Source organism: Pseudenterobacter timonensis (assembly GCF_900021175.1).
GTDB lineage: Bacteria > Pseudomonadota > Gammaproteobacteria > Enterobacterales > Enterobacteriaceae > Enterobacter > Enterobacter timonensis.
Window position 1 is genome coordinate 92,832 of sequence record NZ_FCOP01000007.1, and the last position, 15,437, is coordinate 108,268.

General features: G+C 57.4%; 15 protein-coding genes. 8 read left to right on the forward strand and 7 right to left on the reverse strand.

All coding sequences use genetic code 11. The features are described from left to right. The first annotated feature begins 1 nt into the window (after window position 1). A complete protein-coding gene (gene ilvN / locus BN3796_RS01455) occupies window positions 2-289 on the forward strand; it encodes an acetolactate synthase small subunit (protein WP_061706673.1) in 288 nt (95 codons plus the stop codon). Here the strand turns inward: ilvN and BN3796_RS01460 are convergent, their stop codons facing one another. Further along, a complete protein-coding gene (locus BN3796_RS01460; protein WP_061706674.1) occupies window positions 290-1,081 on the reverse strand; it encodes a DeoR family transcriptional regulator in 792 nt (263 codons plus the stop codon). It abuts the gene before it with no gap. Window positions 1,082-1,387: 306 nt separating this feature from the next. Between BN3796_RS01460 and rbsK the strand changes: the two genes are divergently transcribed. The 4 genes from rbsK to BN3796_RS01480 all read left to right on the forward strand — a co-directional run bounded on the left by rbsK (window position 1,388) and on the right by BN3796_RS01480 (window position 5,820). Next, complete coding sequence (gene rbsK, locus BN3796_RS01465; RefSeq protein WP_061706675.1) at window positions 1,388-2,308, forward strand: ribokinase; 921 nt, start codon at window positions 1,388-1,390, stop codon at window positions 2,306-2,308. Window positions 2,309-2,334: 26 nt separating this feature from the next. Continuing rightward, complete coding sequence (fucP, locus tag BN3796_RS01470) at window positions 2,335-3,651, forward strand: L-fucose:H+ symporter permease (RefSeq protein ID WP_061706676.1); 1,317 nt, start codon at window positions 2,335-2,337, stop codon at window positions 3,649-3,651. A gap of 11 nt (window positions 3,652-3,662) precedes the next feature. Beyond that, window positions 3,663-4,673: an aldose 1-epimerase family protein gene (locus tag BN3796_RS01475; RefSeq protein ID WP_061706677.1), complete on the forward strand. Its 1,011-nt coding sequence runs from the start codon at window positions 3,663-3,665 to the stop codon at window positions 4,671-4,673. A gap of 142 nt (window positions 4,674-4,815) precedes the next feature. Then, window positions 4,816-5,820, forward strand: a complete 1,005-nt coding sequence (locus BN3796_RS01480; protein ID WP_061706678.1) for an alpha/beta fold hydrolase — start codon at window positions 4,816-4,818, stop codon at window positions 5,818-5,820. Here the strand turns inward: BN3796_RS01480 and BN3796_RS01485 are convergent. After that, window positions 5,808-6,710 carry a LysR family transcriptional regulator gene (locus tag BN3796_RS01485; protein ID WP_061706679.1) on the reverse strand — a complete coding sequence of 301 codons (903 nt, stop codon included), beginning with the start codon at window positions 6,708-6,710 and terminating at the stop codon, window positions 5,808-5,810. The genes BN3796_RS01480 and BN3796_RS01485 overlap by 13 nt on opposite strands. 100 nt (window positions 6,711-6,810) lie before the next feature. Here BN3796_RS01485 and BN3796_RS01490 point away from each other — a divergent pair, with 100 nt between their 5' ends. The 3 genes from BN3796_RS01490 (at window position 6,811) to nepI (ending at window position 9,238) form a co-directional block, all read left to right on the forward strand. Beyond that, a complete protein-coding gene (locus tag BN3796_RS01490; protein WP_061706680.1) occupies window positions 6,811-7,263 on the forward strand; it encodes a DUF1198 domain-containing protein in 453 nt (150 codons plus the stop codon). A gap of 95 nt (window positions 7,264-7,358) precedes the next feature. Beyond that, window positions 7,359-7,877 carry an SRPBCC domain-containing protein gene (locus tag BN3796_RS01495; protein ID WP_061706681.1) on the forward strand — a complete coding sequence of 173 codons (519 nt, stop codon included), beginning with the start codon at window positions 7,359-7,361 and terminating at the stop codon, window positions 7,875-7,877. 170 nt (window positions 7,878-8,047) lie between these two features. Continuing rightward, window positions 8,048-9,238, forward strand: a complete 1,191-nt coding sequence (gene nepI, locus BN3796_RS01500; RefSeq protein WP_061706682.1) for a purine ribonucleoside efflux pump NepI — start codon at window positions 8,048-8,050, stop codon at window positions 9,236-9,238. 430 nt (window positions 9,239-9,668) lie between these two features. On the opposite strand, the gene BN3796_RS01505 is transcribed toward nepI, so the two are convergent. The 5 genes from BN3796_RS01505 to BN3796_RS01525 all read right to left on the reverse strand — a co-directional run bounded on the left by BN3796_RS01505 (window position 9,669) and on the right by BN3796_RS01525 (window position 15,435). Beyond that, window positions 9,669-10,574, reverse strand: a complete 906-nt coding sequence (locus tag BN3796_RS01505; protein WP_061706683.1) for an EamA family transporter — start codon at window positions 10,572-10,574, stop codon at window positions 9,669-9,671. A gap of 305 nt (window positions 10,575-10,879) precedes the next feature. Then, a complete protein-coding gene (locus BN3796_RS01510) occupies window positions 10,880-12,259 on the reverse strand; it encodes a carbohydrate porin (RefSeq protein ID WP_061706684.1) in 1,380 nt (459 codons plus the stop codon). A gap of 147 nt (window positions 12,260-12,406) precedes the next feature. Continuing rightward, a complete protein-coding gene (locus tag BN3796_RS01515; protein WP_073885040.1) occupies window positions 12,407-12,709 on the reverse strand; it encodes a PTS lactose/cellobiose transporter subunit IIA in 303 nt (100 codons plus the stop codon). Between the two features lie 6 nt (window positions 12,710-12,715). Further along, window positions 12,716-14,092, reverse strand: coding sequence for a glycoside hydrolase family 1 protein (locus BN3796_RS01520; RefSeq protein WP_061706686.1), 1,377 nt, complete (start codon window positions 14,090-14,092; stop codon window positions 12,716-12,718). Window positions 14,093-14,109: 17 nt separating this feature from the next. Next, window positions 14,110-15,435 carry a PTS sugar transporter subunit IIC gene (locus BN3796_RS01525; RefSeq protein ID WP_061706687.1) on the reverse strand — a complete coding sequence of 442 codons (1,326 nt, stop codon included), beginning with the start codon at window positions 15,433-15,435 and terminating at the stop codon, window positions 14,110-14,112. Between the last annotated feature and the right edge of the window lie 2 nt (window positions 15,436-15,437).

Sequence of the window (15,437 nt, forward strand, 5' to 3'; positions counted from 1 at the left end):
CATGCAGAAACAACACGATAACGTCATTCTGGAACTCACCGTACGTAACCACCCCGGCGTCATGACCCACGTCTGCGGGCTCTTTGCCCGCCGGGCGTTTAACGTGGAGGGGATCCTCTGCCTGCCGATCCTGGGGAGCGATCAGAGCCGCATCTGGCTATTAGTAAATGATGACCAGCGTCTGGAACAGATGATGGCGCAGATCGACAAGCTGGAAGATGTAACGAAAGTGGTGCGTAACCAGTCAGATCCCGCCATGTTCAATAAAATTGCCGTCTTTTTCGAGTAACTACTCGTCACCCCCCTCCGGGGTGATGACCTTTACGGAGCCGTTCCGGCAGTGGGCAGCGTAGTCTGCCGGTAACGGACGGTCGCTCACCAGGATATCAAAGGCCGAGAGCGGCGCGATGTTGGCAGGAGCGACCTCATCAAACAGGGCGTAACGTGCCAGCAGGATCTTGCGGATGCCGTGCTGCATCGCTTTGCGCTTGGTGGCGAGGTCGTCGAGATTAAACCAGGTAACGCCATATTGTTCGTGCACGCCGCTGGCGGAGATAAAGACTTTGCGCGGGTTCAGCGAGTCGAGCATGGAGGTGTTGCTGGTATCGTAAAAGGCGTCGCTTTTGGCACGATAGGTGCCGCCGCACAGGATCACGGTGGCGTTAGGCTTTTCATTGAGCGCCATAAAGACCCGGTGCGAATAGCAGATGCCGGTAAAGGTAATATCATCGGGGATCATACTGATAACCAGCGCCATCTCCGGCCCGTTATCAAAAAAAACCAGATCGTTTTCCGCCACCATCCCGGCGGCGAGGATGGCGACGGCCATATCGTCCGGGCGATGCGTCTGGCTGCGCACAGGCGGCACGACGGGCGACAGGGCGGGCTTGTTGACCATCACAATATAGCCGCCGAGCAGGGTAAGGGGCAGCGCCTGGTCATGGTTATCGGGGCTTAAGTCGCGGCGGATGGTCATCACCGAGACCTCCAGCATTCTCGCGGCCTCTTTCAGATGAATACGATCGGTTTTTTTCAGCAATTCAACCAGCCGCCGGATGCGCTCTTTCTGTTTCGTCTCCATTCACCTTCTCCGCTCGCGACACACACATGTTCCGTGAGTAACATTTTTTGTGACGTCTACTATACTGCCGCGCCGCGAGAAAAGAAAGCTGTCCCGGTCGCGCTTTTAATCGTTAAATCACTTTATTTCAGCTATTTATAGCAATTTTCGTAGCGATAAAGCCATCGGGGAGATAAGCGATGCGGTGATAAAAGAATCAACATGATGATCCCTTAATCGCGATCGCAATCACAAATGATACTAAAATAACATGATAATGTTACGATAATATCATTGTTATAAGATTGTTTCAGAGAGGTAGTGAACATGGATATCGCGGTCATCGGCTCCAACATGGTAGATCTCATCACCTATATCAACCAGATGCCTAAAGAGGGCGAAACGCTGGAAGCGCCGGCCTTTAAAATCGGCTGCGGCGGCAAAGGGGCAAACCAGGCGGTGGCGGCAGCCAAGCTCAACTCAAAGGTGATGATGCTGACAAAGGTGGGCGACGATATCTTCGCCGATAACACCATCCGCAACCTGGAATCCTGGGGCATTAATACCCGCTACGTGGAAAAAGTGCCCTGCACCAGCAGCGGTGTGGCGCCGATTTTCGTCAACGCTAACTCCAGCAACAGCATTTTAATTGTCAAAGGGGCGAATAAATTTCTCTCGCCGGAGGATATCGACCGCGCGGCGGAAGATTTGAAAAAATGTCAGCTTATTGTTTTACAGCTCGAAGTGCAGCTGGAGACGGTTTATCACGCCATTGAGTTTGGTAAAAAACATGGCATTCAGGTGTTATTAAATCCGGCGCCGGCGCTGCGGGAACTGGATATGACCTATGCCTGTAAATGCGATTTCTTTGTTCCTAACGAAACCGAGCTGGAAATATTAACCGGCCTGCCGGTCAATAATTACGACAATATCTGCATCGCCGCCCGTTCGCTGGTGGATAAAGGGCTTAACAATATTATCGTCACCATGGGCGAAAAAGGGGCGCTGTGGATGACGCGCGACCAGCAGGTTCACGTCCCGGCGTTTAAGGTCAGCGCGGTGGATACCAGCGGCGCGGGGGATGCCTTTATCGGCTGCTTTGCCCACTACTACGTGCAGAGCGGCGATGTCGAAGCCGCCATGAAAAAAGCGGCCCTTTTCGCCGCCTTCAGCGTGACCGGTAAAGGCACGCAATCCTCTTACCCCAGCATCGAGCAATTCAATGAGTTTCTCGCATTGAACGAATAACACCCTACATAATAAAAGGTAGCACTATGAACGATAAAAACATCATTCAGATGCCGGACGGCTATCTGAATAAAACCCCTCTGTTCCAGTTTATTTTGTTATCCTGTTTATTCCCGTTATGGGGATGCGCCGCCGCATTAAATGATATTTTAATTACGCAATTTAAAAGCGTATTTGCGCTAAGCAACTTTGCCTCCGCGCTGGTGCAAAGCGCCTTTTACGGCGGCTATTTCCTGATCGCCATTCCCGCCTCGCTGGTCATTAAAAAAAGCAGCTATAAGGTGGCGATTTTAACGGGGCTGACGCTCTATATCGTCGGCTGTACCCTCTTTTTCCCCGCCTCGCACATGGCCACCTACACCATGTTTCTGGCGGCGATTTTCGCCATCGCCATTGGCCTGAGCTTCCTGGAGACGGCGGCCAATACCTATAGCTCGATGATTGGCCCGAAAGCCTACGCCACGCTGCGTCTCAATATCAGCCAGACTTTTTATCCCATCGGCGCAGCCTCGGGCATTCTGCTGGGTAAATATCTGGTCTTTTCCGAAGGTGATAGCCTGGAAAAACAGATGGCCGGAATGAACGCTGAGCAGATCCACCAGTTCAAAATCCTGATGCTGGAGAACACGCTCGAACCTTACAAGTACATGATTATGGTGCTGGTCGTGGTGATGGTGCTGTTCCTGCTCACCCGCTTCCCCACCTGCAAAGTGGCGCAAACCCCGCAGCACAAACGCCCCTCCGCAATGGATACCCTGCGCTATCTGGCGTCTAACGCCCGTTTTCGCCGCGGTATCGTGGCGCAGTTCCTCTATGTGGGGATGCAAGTGGCGGTCTGGTCGTTCACCATCCGCCTGGCGCTGGAGATGGGCGATATCAACGAACGCGACGCCTCTACCTTTATGGTCTACAGCTTCGCCTGCTTCTTTATCGGCAAGTTTATCGCCAACATCCTGATGACCCGCTTCAACCCGGAAAAAGTGCTGATCCTCTACTCCATCATTGGCGCGCTGTTCCTCGCTTACGTGGCGCTGGCGCCGGGCTTTAGCGTGGTCTACGTGGCGGTGCTGGTGAGCGTGCTGTTTGGCCCATGCTGGGCGACCATTTATGCCCGCACGCTGGATACGGTCGACAACGAACACACGGAGATGGCAGGCGCGGTGATCGTGATGGCGATTGTCGGCGCGGCGGTCGTCCCGGCGGTGCAGGGTTACGTGGCGGATATGTTCCACTCGCTGCAGACCTCCTTCCTCGTATCGATGCTCTGTTTCGTCTACGTGGGCATCTACTTCTGGCGTGAAAGCAAGGTGCGCCGCGAGCTGACCGCCGCTACCGCCTCATAAGGAGAAGAGAGATGACGCAAATAACGCTCTGGCGCGACCTGTTCGGCGAACAGCCGCGCACCCTACTGGAGAATGACCATTTCACCGTCACCGCCTTTCGCTACGCCAGCGGCGTGGAGGGGCTGCGGGTGCAGAATAGCCGCGGATATCTGGTTATTCTGCCCTGGCTTGGGCAGATGATCTGGGATGCGCAGTTTGACGGTCACGACCTGACGATGCGCAACATGTTCAGCCAGCCGAAGCCAGCGAAAGAGGTGGTGGAAACCTACGGCTGCTTCGCCTTTCACTCCGGTCTGCTGGCGAACGGCTGCCCGTCACCGGAAGATAACCATCCGCTGCACGGCGAAATGGCCTGTGCGCCGATGGACGCGGCGTGGCTGGAGCTGGAGGGCAACAGCCTGCGGGTGGCCGGCCGCTACGAGTATGTGATGGGCTTCGGTCATCACTATGAGGCGCGGCCCACGGTCACTCTGCATCAGAACAGCGCCCTGTTTGATATCGCGATGGCGGTCACCAACCTGGCCTCGGTGGCGATGCCGCTCCAGTATATGTGCCATATGAACTACGCGTATGTGCCGGGCGCCACCTTCACGCAGAACGTGCCGGAAGAGGCGATCGCGCTGCGCGAGACGGTGCCTGCGCACGTTATTCCTACCGAACAATGGCTCGCCTTCAACCAGCGCCTGCGGGAGGGCGAAGCAACGCTCAACTCCCTGACGGAACCGCACTATTACGATCCGGAGATTGTCTTTTTTACCGACCGGCTCGATCGCTACACGGACCGCCCGGAATTTCAGATGATCGCCCCCGATGGCGTCACCTTCGTCACCCGTTTCTCAAGCAGCGAGCTGAACTACGCCACCCGCTGGATCCTCTATAACGGCGATCAGCAGGTGGCCGCCTTCGCGCTGCCCGCCACCTGTCGCCCGGAAGGATTTTTGGCCGCCCGGCGCAACGGCAGCCTGATCCAGCTCGCGCCGCAGGAAACCCGCTCGTTTACGGTGACGACCGGCATTCTCTGAACAGTACCGCGAACAACGCGCTTATCGCAGGGTAAGCGCGACCTTTACCCCGCTTTACACACCCGCCGCTCTCCATGCTCTACAGTGTTTTTTGCTGCCGCCTTTCGTGCAGCCTTAACCCCTTTGCTAACGGAGAGCTTGCATGTTGACCCGACGATTGTCCTGCCTTGCGCTGCTGATGGCGCTGGCCTCCCCCGCGATCGCTGCGGATGCTCCTACCTACGGCGAGAAGCTGGAAGGTTTCGACTACGGCTGGCCGGTGGAGCACTTCACCTTTACCTCGCAAAATCAGTCGCTGGATATGGCGTATCTCGACGTGAAGCCGGAAAAACCCAACGGCCGTACCGTGGTGCTGATGCATGGTAAGAACTTCTGCGCAGGTACCTGGGACGGCACCATTCGCGCGCTCTCCGCCAGCGGTTATCGCGTGGTGGCGCCCGATCAGATTGGCTTCTGTAAATCCACCAAGCCGGAGCATTATCAGTACACTTTCCAGCAGCTGGCGGACAATACCCACGCCTTGCTGGCAAAGCTGGGCGTCGATCGGGTGACGGTAATCGGCCACTCCACTGGCGGCATGCTGGCGACCCGCTACGCGCTGATGTGGCCACAGCAGGTGGAGCAGCTGGTAATGGTCAACCCCATCGGGCTGGAGGACTGGAAAGCGCGCGGCGTGCCGCATATTACCGTCGATAAATGGTACCAGCGGGAGCTGAAAGTGAGCGCTGACGGCATTCGCCAGTATGAAAAAAATACCTACTATGCGGGGGAGTGGAAGCCGGAATATGAGCGCTGGGTCACTATGCTGGCGGGGCTGAACAACGGCCCGGGTAAAGAGCGCGTCGCCTGGAACTCGGCGCTGCTCTACGACATGATCTACACCCAGCCGGTTGTCTACGAATTTAGCGAGCTGAAAATGCCGGTATTATTGATGATCGGCACGAAGGACAACACCGCCATCGGTAAAGACCTGGCGCCACCGGAGATCCGCAAAACGCTTGGCAATTACGCGGTGCTGGGCAAAGAGACGGCGAAACGTATTCCGCACGCCACGCTGGTCGAGTTTAACGACATGGGCCACGCGCCGCAGATGCAGGATCCTGCACGCTTCCACGAGGCGCTGCTGAAAGGGCTTCAGGCCCGCTGACTGGTCTCCAGCAACAACCCGCGCAGCCACGCCTGCGCGGGATGGCGGTGCGCTCTTCCGTGCCAGGCCATGCTTTTGGTAAAGCCCGGCACCGGCAGCGGCGTTTCGCAGACAAACATTTCCGGGCGGTTTTCCGCCATGCGCTCCGGCACCACGGCAATCATATCGCTGATAGCCAGCACTTCCGGCAGAACCAGAAAACTGCTGACCGATAGCCCGACGCGGCGCTCGCGGCCTCTGTCAGCCAGCGCATCGTCCGTCACGCCGTGAAAACTCTCCCCTTCATACGAGACCAGCACGTGCTCCAGCGCGCAAAAGCGATCCAGCGAGAGGGGCGCGCCCGCATCCGGGTGATCGGCGCGCATCATGCAGACGTAGCGTTCATCGTAGAGCGCGCGGCTGTGCAACTCTTCAGGGGTGGTGTGCGGCGTCAGGAGGGCGAGATCGACACTGCCCTGTTCAAGCCGGGAGAGTAAGCGCTCAGGCTCCACCGGGACCACCCGCACGCGGATGTCGGGCGCCCGAAGCTTAAGGGCGGCGATAAAGGGAACGACGACCGCCCGCAGCGCATAGTCGGTGGCGGCGATGGTAAAGGTCAGCCGGGTCGTTAGCGGATCGAAGGTGACGGGCTGTAGCAGCAGGTCTATCTCCGCAAGGATACGCTTCACCGGCGCGGCAAGCGCCTGCGCGCGCGCCGTGGGGACGATGCCGTGCGGGGCGTGAATAAACAGCGGATCGTCGAAATAGTCGCGCAGACGGTTGAGCATGCCGCTGACCGCGGGCTGGGTGAGGGAGAGACGCGCCGCCGCGCGGGTGACGCTGCGCTCGTCCAGCAGTGCATCAAGCGTTTTCAGCAAATTCAGATCCAGCGTGCGGATATCCGCTTTCATATCGTTATGCCACCTTTTTTCTGTTCACTTATAGTGCACCGTTGACTGTCGACAACGCCGCGTTTCCCGATATCATGAATCCCTCAAAAAAGGAGAACTCATGGTCTGGATCATGTTAGCTACGCTTGCCGTGGTGTTTGTTGTTGGATTTCGCGTGCTGACGTCCGATTCCCGCCGGGCGATTAAAAGATTAAGCGAGCGTCTGGGGATCACCTCTTTGCCGATAGAGTCAATGATCGACCAGTTTGGCAAAACCGCCGGTCACGAGTTTATTCGCTACCTTGAACGCCCGGACGAAGCCCATCTGCAAAATGCCGCGCAGGTGCTGCTTATCTGGCAGGTCTGTATCGTGGACGGCAGCGAAAATAATCTGCAAACCTGGCATCGCCTGCTGCGTAAGGCGCGTCTCGCGGCACCGATCACCGATGCGCAGGTCCGCCTCGCGCTCGGCTTTATGCGCGAGATGGAGCCGGATCCGCAGGAGCTGTACGCTTTCCAGCAGCGTTACAACCCGCTTTTCCTGCCGGACGAGGGAGTATTTTACCTGCACTGATATCACGTATTGTGATGAAGAGTATAAATCATCGCCATTAGATTTATATCACTCCTGCGCGCATCCTTACCTCATCCACAACGATGAGGTGAACCATGAAACAATCCGCCATTATCTGGCCGAACGATTATCTGCCAGGCACCACCGATAATTTCGCATCTAACGAAATCATTGTCGCCGGGCTGACCGCCCGGGAGATTTGGACGCAGCTTAACGATACTTCTCTTTGGCCCGCCTACTACAGCAATGCCGAAGATATCCGTTTCCACGACGGTAGCGGCCCGTTACTTCATGCGAATGCCCGGTTCCGCTTCACCACCTTCGGCTTCCCGGTTGAAGCACAGGTGACGGAGTATGTTCCGCCGACAGAGGGTGAAGCGGCGCGCATCGCCTGGCATGGCTGGGTGGAAGGGGATGCCCATACCCGTCTGGATGTGATTCACGCCTGGCTGTTTGAGGATCTGCCGGGCAACCGCGTACGCATCCTGACCCAGGAGTCGCAGAAAGGCGTACCGGCGCAGGAGCTGGCGCGTACCGTGCCGAACCCGATGATTAACGGCCACCAGGAGTGGATCGTGGGGTTGGCGACTGCTGCCCTTAAGGCGCGCGGGTGATTTCGCCCGGCGGCGCTTCGCTTACCGGGCCTGCAAGCCCCGTAGGCCGGTGCAAGCGCAGCGCCGCCCGGCATTAAAAAACTGCAAAAGTTGTCGAAACGTTAAATTCGTCACACTTTTGATGATAAACTGCGCGACTTTTCCGCGCGTTTTTATCATCAGGTGATGCCATGACAGAACATATTCAGACTACGCCCACGCCACAGATCAAAGAGGTGACCCGTCCCAACTGGTCGGCTGTTTTTTCTGTGGCGTTTTGCGTCGCCTGCCTGATTACCGTTGAATTTCTGCCGGTCAGCCTGCTGACGCCCATGGCGCAGGATCTCGGTCTTTCTGAGGGGGTGGCAGGCCAGTCGGTGACGGTTACCGCCTTTGTCGCCATGTTTTCCAGCCTCTTTATCACGCAGGCGATTGGGGCTACCGATCGCCGCAGGGTGGTGATCCTTTTTGCCGGGCTGCTGACCCTCTCCTGCCTGCTGGTCTCCTTTGCCAACAGCTTTGCCCTGCTGCTGCTGGGGCGTGCCTGCCTGGGGTTAGGGCTGGGCGGCTTCTGGGCGATGTCCGCTTCGCTGACCATGCGACTGGTGCCGGCGCGCACCGTACCGAAAGCGCTCTCGGTTATCTTTGGCGCGGTCTCTATTGCGCTGGTGATCGCCGCGCCGCTCGGCAGCTTCCTCGGCGGGATTATCGGCTGGCGTAACGTTTTTAACGCGGCGGCGGTGATGGGTTTCCTCTGCATTCTCTGGGTCTGGAAGGCGCTCCCCTCTCTGCCGGGCGAGGCGGCGCATCACAAGCAGAATATGTTCAGTCTCCTGAAGCGCCCCGGCGTGCTGGCGGGGATGAGCGCCATCTTTATGGCCTTTGCCGGGCAGTTTGCCTTCTTTACCTATATCCGCCCGATCTTCACAACCATGGCGGGTTTCGACGTGGATGGCCTGACGCTGGTGCTGCTGAGCTTTGGTATCGCCAGCTTCGTCGGCACCTCGCTTTCCGCGCAGTTTCTGAAACGTTCGCTGAAGCTCGCCCTGGCGGGCGCGCCGCTGGTGCTGGCGTTAAGCGCCGTCGTGCTGATGCTGTGGGGAAGCGATAAATGGATCGCGTCTGCCGTGGCGGTGATCTGGGGCTTTGCCTTCGCGCTGGTGCCGGTAGGCTGGTCCACCTGGATCACCCGGTCGCTGGCGGATCAGGCGGAAAAAGCCGGGTCGATTCAGGTAGCGGTTATTCAGCTGGCGAACACCTGCGGCGCGGCGGTGGGTGGTATCGCGATTGACCACCTGGGGCTGACCTCGCCGCTGGTGATCTCCGGCACGCTGATGCTGCTGACTGCGCTGCTGGTGGCGGGGAAGGTTAAAGCTAAGTAGTCATTACCCCTCACCCCGGCCCTCTCCCCAAAGGGGCGAGGGAGAAAAGATCGCACCGAGCCGTCCCCTCTCCCCAATGGGGCGAGGGAGAAAAGATCGCACCGAGCCGTCCCCTCTCCCCAATGGGGCGAGGGAGAAAAGATCGCACCGAGCCGTCCCCTCTCCCCAAAGGGGCGAGGGAGAAAAGATCGCACCAGGCCGTCCCCTCTCCCGAAAGGGGCGAGGGAGAAAAGATCGCACCGAGCCGTCCCCTCTCCCCTATGGGGCGAGGGAGAAAAGATCGCACCGAGCCGTCCCCTCTCCCCAATGGGGCGAGGGAGAAAAGATCGCACCAGGCCGTCCCCTCTCCCCAAAGGGGCGAGGGAGAAAAGACCGCACCAGGCCGTCCCCTCTCCCCTATGGGGAGAGGGTTAGGGTGAGGGGCAGCAGCCTACGCCGATGTCTGAACCCGTCTGCGTGAATCGAGTGAAATCAACACCACCGACGACACAATCAGCAGCGTCCCCAGCCAGTCCGGGAGGGTAAACGCCACGCCAAGCAGGAGCACCGATAAGAGTGCGCTGCTCAGCGGCTCGGCGCAGCTCAAAATGCTCGCCTTTGGCCCGCCAATCATTTGCGCCCCTTTCAGATAGAGACTGAAGGTCAGCGCCGTGCCAATCACCACAAAATAGAAAAAGGCCAGCAGCAGGCCGCCATCAATAACGAACGTGGTGCCGCGCCCGGCATAGAATGGCGTGAGCATCAGCCCCGCCAGCAGCATGCTCCAGCCGACAATCGGCAACGTGCCGTAACGGGCGATAAGCGCAGAGGGGTAGGTGGTATAAAACGCGGCGGCAAACGCCGAGGCGATCCCGAAGAAGAGCGCGGCAGGCGAGATGGAGAGCGAGGTCGGGTCGCCGTGGGTCACCAGCAAGAAGGTGCCGACAAGCGACGTCAAAATCGCAGAAAGGACAAATATGCCGGGACGTTTTTTCCGCGCCAGCGCAAACCACGCCACGATGATCGTCGGGGAGAGAAATTGCAGTACGGTGGCGGTCGCGGCGTTGGATTTTTCAATCGTCAGCAGGAAGGTGAGCTGTACGGTGAGCGCCCCCACCAGAGAAAAAATCAGCAGGCTGATGGCGTCCTTGCGATTTTTGATGACCGAGAAAATCCTGTCGCCGTGGACGAAGGATAAGGTCAACAGGATCACGCCGGAAAAGAGCAGGCGGACCATGGTCAGGTAAGGCGAAGAGATATGGCTTTTCTCCATGATGTACTGCGCGCAAACCCCGGAACTGCCCCACAAAACGGCGGCGATAAGGACGTTCAACATCCCTTTACGTGTGGAACCCATGCTCTCCCCTGTTATGACAATTTTTTTGTAGCATAACATGGGAGCCAGCCGGGTGGCGCTGCGCTTACCCGGCCTACCAGATATGGGTTGGTCGCACGGGTGTTGCCGGGTGGCGCTGCGCTTATCCGGGCTACCAGATATGGGTTGGTTGCATGGGTGTTGCCGGGTGGCGCTGCGCTTACCCGGCCTACCAGATATGGGTTGGTCGCACGGGTGTTGCCGGGTGGCGCTACGCTTACCCGGCCCACAAAACCTTGTAGGCCCGTGCAAGCGCAGCGCCGCCGGGCGAAACAAACGGCGCTATATCAGAACCAGGCTTCCCACATCGCGCCGACGTTGAAATCGTCCAGCGTTTCGTCATCGGTACCGTTCACGCGCGCGGTGCGTTCGTTATCCACCTTGCCGCCGGTGACGTAGAAGCGCAGCATCGGGCGGAACTCCGGCCCCATGGCAATGGAGATGTTCTGGGAGAGCGTCAGCTTCCAGCCTTTGTTATCGCCGCCGTTGTCATAATCTACATGCTGCCAGCCCGCCTCCAGCCAGGTAGAGTGAACGTCGTTCCACCAGTGCATCGGGCGCACAATCGCGTTGTAGTTCTTGCGGTTATCGGTATTGTCGTCGCTGTTATCGTAGTCGTGGAAGGCGAGGAGATACTCGACCTGCGTCTGCGGCGTGAACTTGTACAGTCCTTCGAAGCTGGCGTAGACCGTGGTCAGCCCCTCGGTTTTGTTGTAGACGCTGTTGTCCGAGTTATCGGAGTAGCGGGCAATCACCTTGTTTACGCCGCTGTCGTTGGTATGGCTCAGCACCACGCCGCCCTGCCAGGCCTTCATGCGATCGTCACTATCCACCCCTTTCGAGTCGAAGCCGTAGTTGGCGTACAGCTCCAGATCCAGCGGGCCAAGCTTCATGCCGTGGATTTTGGAGGTGGCGGCGTAGTTGCCCTTGTCGCCGGTGCCGGAGCCGCCGGTACAGGTGATGCGCGACGGGTTCGCCTCATCCTCCATCACTTCCGGGCTACAGGATTCCACCGCCGCCACGGCCGCCACGTCAAACTTCACGCCGCCGATATCGAAGTTTTTCACCCCGGCGCCCTGGCCGTCGTGGTTCATCCAGAAGTAGTCGTTGATGCCCTGTTGCGGACGCTGGTGGAAGTCACGCCCCGCCCACAGATAGGCGTTCGGGTTGGAGGCCAGAATATTGGTCACCCCTGCGTAGGCCTTTTTGAGGTTCACCTCGTCGCCCCAGTGGTCGATCATCACGTTGACGTCCCAGATAGCGCCGTTATCGCCCTTAAAGGCTTTGGAAAGCTGAAATTCGCCGCCGTTGCTCTCGTTACCCAGACGACCAATCGCCGAGGCGCCGTTGTAGGAGCCATCCACGCCAACATATTTCTGGTCGCCCGCCTGGAAATGGGCGCCATAGCGGGCGTAACCGGTAAATTTAATCCCGAATGGGATCGCCATATCGGGCGACTGCGCGGGGGTTTGTGGATCGGTGATAACATCCACTTTTTTGGCCTGCGCCGCATCCATTTTAGCCTGGCGTTCCGCCAGCGCTTTATCCACCGCTCTGGCCACAATGGCGTCGATTTGCTCCTGAGTAAATTCTTGTGCGAGTACAGAAATCGGGCAAAGCGTGGCGATAACCGCCATTGTTAATGGAAGTTTTTTAATCATATTCATGGTTATCTCAATATTTATTTACGTATTATTCAGACAATAACCACCCAGCTCCGATCTGACAGAATATGTCGCTATCATCAGAACAAGTTGATTTTTTTATTTTATAGGTACAGAGGCTTTAAATTAACGTAAGAATATCTCCTGATATTATCGCTGATAGAGATGGATAATTTCTTCGGATAATTCACGGGCCAGCAGAGAGTTCATTAAATGGTCCTGGGCGTGGACCATAATTAATGTCATCGGCTGGCGCGCTTCACCCGCGTCCTGCTCAATCAGTTTGGTTTGCATATGGTGCGCCTGGCGCGCGTAGCCATCGGCTTCGCGCAGCAGGTTTTTCGCTTCGTCAAAATCGCCCTGCCGCGCAGCGTGCAGTGCTTCAAAGCACAGGCTGCGCGACTGACCGGCATTGACGATGATCTCCATTACGGCATCTTCGAGTGCGATCATTATTAGTTACTCTCTGGTAAACCCATTATTTTGTGCGGTAGCGGCAAACCACTCCCCGCTCTTTTTAATGGTGCGTTGTTGCGTGGCTAAATCGAGCTGGACAAAGCCATAGCGATTTTTATACGCATTGCACCATGACCAGTTATCTATAAATGTCCACATATGGTAACCGAGACAATTACAGCCCTCGCTAATACCTTTATGCAGCCATTTAAGATGTTCGGAAATAAAGTCGATACGGTATTGATCGTTAATCTGTCCATTTTCAATAAAGCGCTGCTCATTTTCGACACCCATTCCATTTTCTGAAATAAAACAGCGTGGGTTGGCGTAATTGTCGCGCAGATTAACGAGAATATCGTAAATACCCGGCTCGTAAATTTCCCAGCCGCGGTACGGGTTCATTTTGCGCCCCGGCATCTCATAGCTGTCGAAAAACCACTCCGGCATAAACGGCGCGTCTGGATTTACCGCGCTGTCACGACACTTCACGCGACGCGGCTGATAGTAGTTAATGCCCAGCAGGTCGATTTTCCCTTGCGCAATCAGCTCACTGTCTCCCGGCTGGCAGGCGGGAAGCTGGTCGTACGATTTTAACAGCGCGACCAGATCCTGCGGGTATTCGCCTTTCAGCACCGGATCGAGGAAGCTGCGGTTGAACATCAGGTCGGCGATATGCGCAGCCTTCAGATCTGCCGGATTCTGCGAGCGCGGATAGGAGGGGGTGAGATTCAGCACGATACCGATTTCACCGGCGTGGTTGCCGGCGCGGAACGCGCGCACCGCCTCAGCGTGAGCCAGCACGGTATGATAGGCCACCGTCGCCGCGCGGCGAAAATCGACCACGTTCGGATAGTGAAAATCATACAGATACCCGCCTTCCACCGGCACGATTGGCTCGTTGAAGGTGAACCAGTGGTTCACGCGATCGCCAAACAGCTCAAAGCAGATCTGCGCGTAGCGGGCGTAGGCCGCCACCACCTCACGGTTCTCCCAGCCGCCGATTTCCTGCATCGCCATCGGCATATCAAAGTGGAAGAGGTTGATAAACGGCGTAATCCCCTGCGCCAGCAATTCGTCGATCACCTGGTTGTAAAAGGTCACCGCCTGCGGATTCACTTCGCCGATACCGTCGGGGATAAGGCGCGCCCAGCTAATGGAGGTGCGGAAGCTGTTATGGTTCAACTGCTTCAGCAAGGCGATATCCGTTTTCCAGTGCTCATAGAACGTGGAGGTCTGCTGCGGCCCCACGCCGTTATGAAAACGGTTCGGCTCCCGGGAGAACCAGTGATCCCATGTGGTCTCCCCCTCACGTGCGCCCTCGGTTTGCAGCGCCGAGCTGGCGCTTCCCCACCAGAAATTATCGGGAAATGAATAGTACATACGTCTTCCTCTTTGACTTAATTGCTAACGGTTTCCACGGCGCCGACGGTCGCTTGCGCTTTCTGCTCTTCGGTTTTCATCAAAGAACGTTCGTAGGCGCGCAGGAACGGTAAATAAATTAATGCCGACATCACCATACAGATAACACACATCACCACAGGACTGAACGCCCAGTTTGCCGCCCAGGAGGCGCCGATGGGGGCAGGGGTAGTCCACGGCGTCAGCGACACCACCTGCGCCAGCCAGCCGAGACGGGTGGCAGCGTAAGCGAGAACGGCGTTAATCAGCGGTACAAAGACAAACGGGATAAAGAGCATCGGGTTCATGATGATTGGCGCGCCGAACAGAATCGGTTCGTTGATATTAAAGAAGCTCGGCACAATGCCCATTTTGCCGATGGTGCGCAGATGGGTGGCGCGGCTGCGCAGCAGCAGGAACGCCAGCGGCAGGGTGGAGCCGACGCCGCCAATCAGCAGGTAGTGATCCCAGAAACCCTGCAGATAGACGTGCGGCAGCACGCTACCCGCCGCCAGCGCCGCCTGGTTGGCAGAGAGGTTCGCCATCCAGAACGGGTTCATGATGCCGGTAACAATCAGCGAGCCGTGAATGCCGGCGAACCAGAAAATCTGGCACAGCAGAACCGAGAGCAGGATCGCGGGCAGGGAGTCGGAGGCGGAAACCAGCGGCTCCAGCAGATGCATAATCGCCTGCGGGATAATCATGCCGGTCTGTGCTTCGATAAACAGGTTCAGCGGGTGCAGCGTGCCGATTACCACCATCACCGGAATAAGGATCTCAAAAGAGCGCGCCACGCCGGTCGGCACCTCTTTCGGCAGACGGATGGTGACGTTGTGCTGCTTCAGCCAGGCGTAAACGCGGGTAGAGTAAATCGCGGTGATCAGCGCGGTGAAAATCCCCTGGCCGGAGAGGTACTGGGTGGAGATTTTGCCGTCGGCATACGGCGCGGCGACCAGCAGAAACGCCATAAAGGCCAGCAGGCCGGACATCACCGGGTCGAGGTTAAACTGGCGGCCAAGCGAAGCGCCAATCCCCACCGAAATAAAGAAGGTCATTACCCCCATGCTGAGGTTAAACGGCAGCATCAGCTGCTCGCGGTAGGTCTCGGAGAAATCGAGCCAGCCGCGGGCGAAGCTGTTGGTGGTTTCCGCCGAGAAGGGGGGAAAAATAAAGACCAGCATAAACGAGCCGATGATCATAAACGGCAGCGCGGCGGTAAAACCGTCGCGGATAGCGATAACGTACTTTTGTTGCCCGAGCTTGCCCGCCAGCGGCGTGATGGACTGCTCAATGACAGCGACCATAGACTGATATAACGAACTCATGG

Excerpts from the sequence above, each read along its gene's own strand:
- BN3796_RS01505 (WP_061706683.1), bottom strand. The coding sequence starts at position 10,574 with ATGGGTTCCACACGTAAAGGGATGTTGAACGTCCTTATCGCCGCCGTT.
- BN3796_RS01520 (WP_061706686.1), bottom strand. The coding sequence starts at position 14,092 with ATGTACTATTCATTTCCCGATAATTTCTGGTGGGGAAGCGCCAGCTCG.
- BN3796_RS01460 (WP_061706674.1), bottom strand. The coding sequence starts at position 1,081 with ATGGAGACGAAACAGAAAGAGCGCATCCGGCGGCTGGTTGAATTGCTG.
- fucP (WP_061706676.1), top strand. The coding sequence starts at position 2,335 with ATGAACGATAAAAACATCATTCAGATGCCGGACGGCTATCTGAATAAA.
- BN3796_RS01510 (WP_061706684.1), bottom strand. The coding sequence starts at position 12,259 with ATGAATATGATTAAAAAACTTCCATTAACAATGGCGGTTATCGCCACG.
- BN3796_RS01515 (WP_073885040.1), bottom strand. The coding sequence starts at position 12,709 with ATGATCGCACTCGAAGATGCCGTAATGGAGATCATCGTCAATGCCGGT.
- BN3796_RS01495 (WP_061706681.1), top strand. The coding sequence starts at position 7,359 with ATGAAACAATCCGCCATTATCTGGCCGAACGATTATCTGCCAGGCACC.
- BN3796_RS01480 (WP_061706678.1), top strand. The coding sequence starts at position 4,816 with ATGTTGACCCGACGATTGTCCTGCCTTGCGCTGCTGATGGCGCTGGCC.
- BN3796_RS01485 (WP_061706679.1), bottom strand. The coding sequence starts at position 6,710 with ATGAAAGCGGATATCCGCACGCTGGATCTGAATTTGCTGAAAACGCTT.
- rbsK (WP_061706675.1), top strand. The coding sequence starts at position 1,388 with ATGGATATCGCGGTCATCGGCTCCAACATGGTAGATCTCATCACCTAT.
- BN3796_RS01490 (WP_061706680.1), top strand. The coding sequence starts at position 6,811 with ATGGTCTGGATCATGTTAGCTACGCTTGCCGTGGTGTTTGTTGTTGGA.
- BN3796_RS01475 (WP_061706677.1), top strand. The coding sequence starts at position 3,663 with ATGACGCAAATAACGCTCTGGCGCGACCTGTTCGGCGAACAGCCGCGC.
- BN3796_RS01525 (WP_061706687.1), bottom strand. The coding sequence starts at position 15,435 with ATGAGTTCGTTATATCAGTCTATGGTCGCTGTCATTGAGCAGTCCATC.
- nepI (WP_061706682.1), top strand. The coding sequence starts at position 8,048 with ATGACAGAACATATTCAGACTACGCCCACGCCACAGATCAAAGAGGTG.
- ilvN (WP_061706673.1), top strand. The coding sequence starts at position 2 with ATGCAGAAACAACACGATAACGTCATTCTGGAACTCACCGTACGTAAC.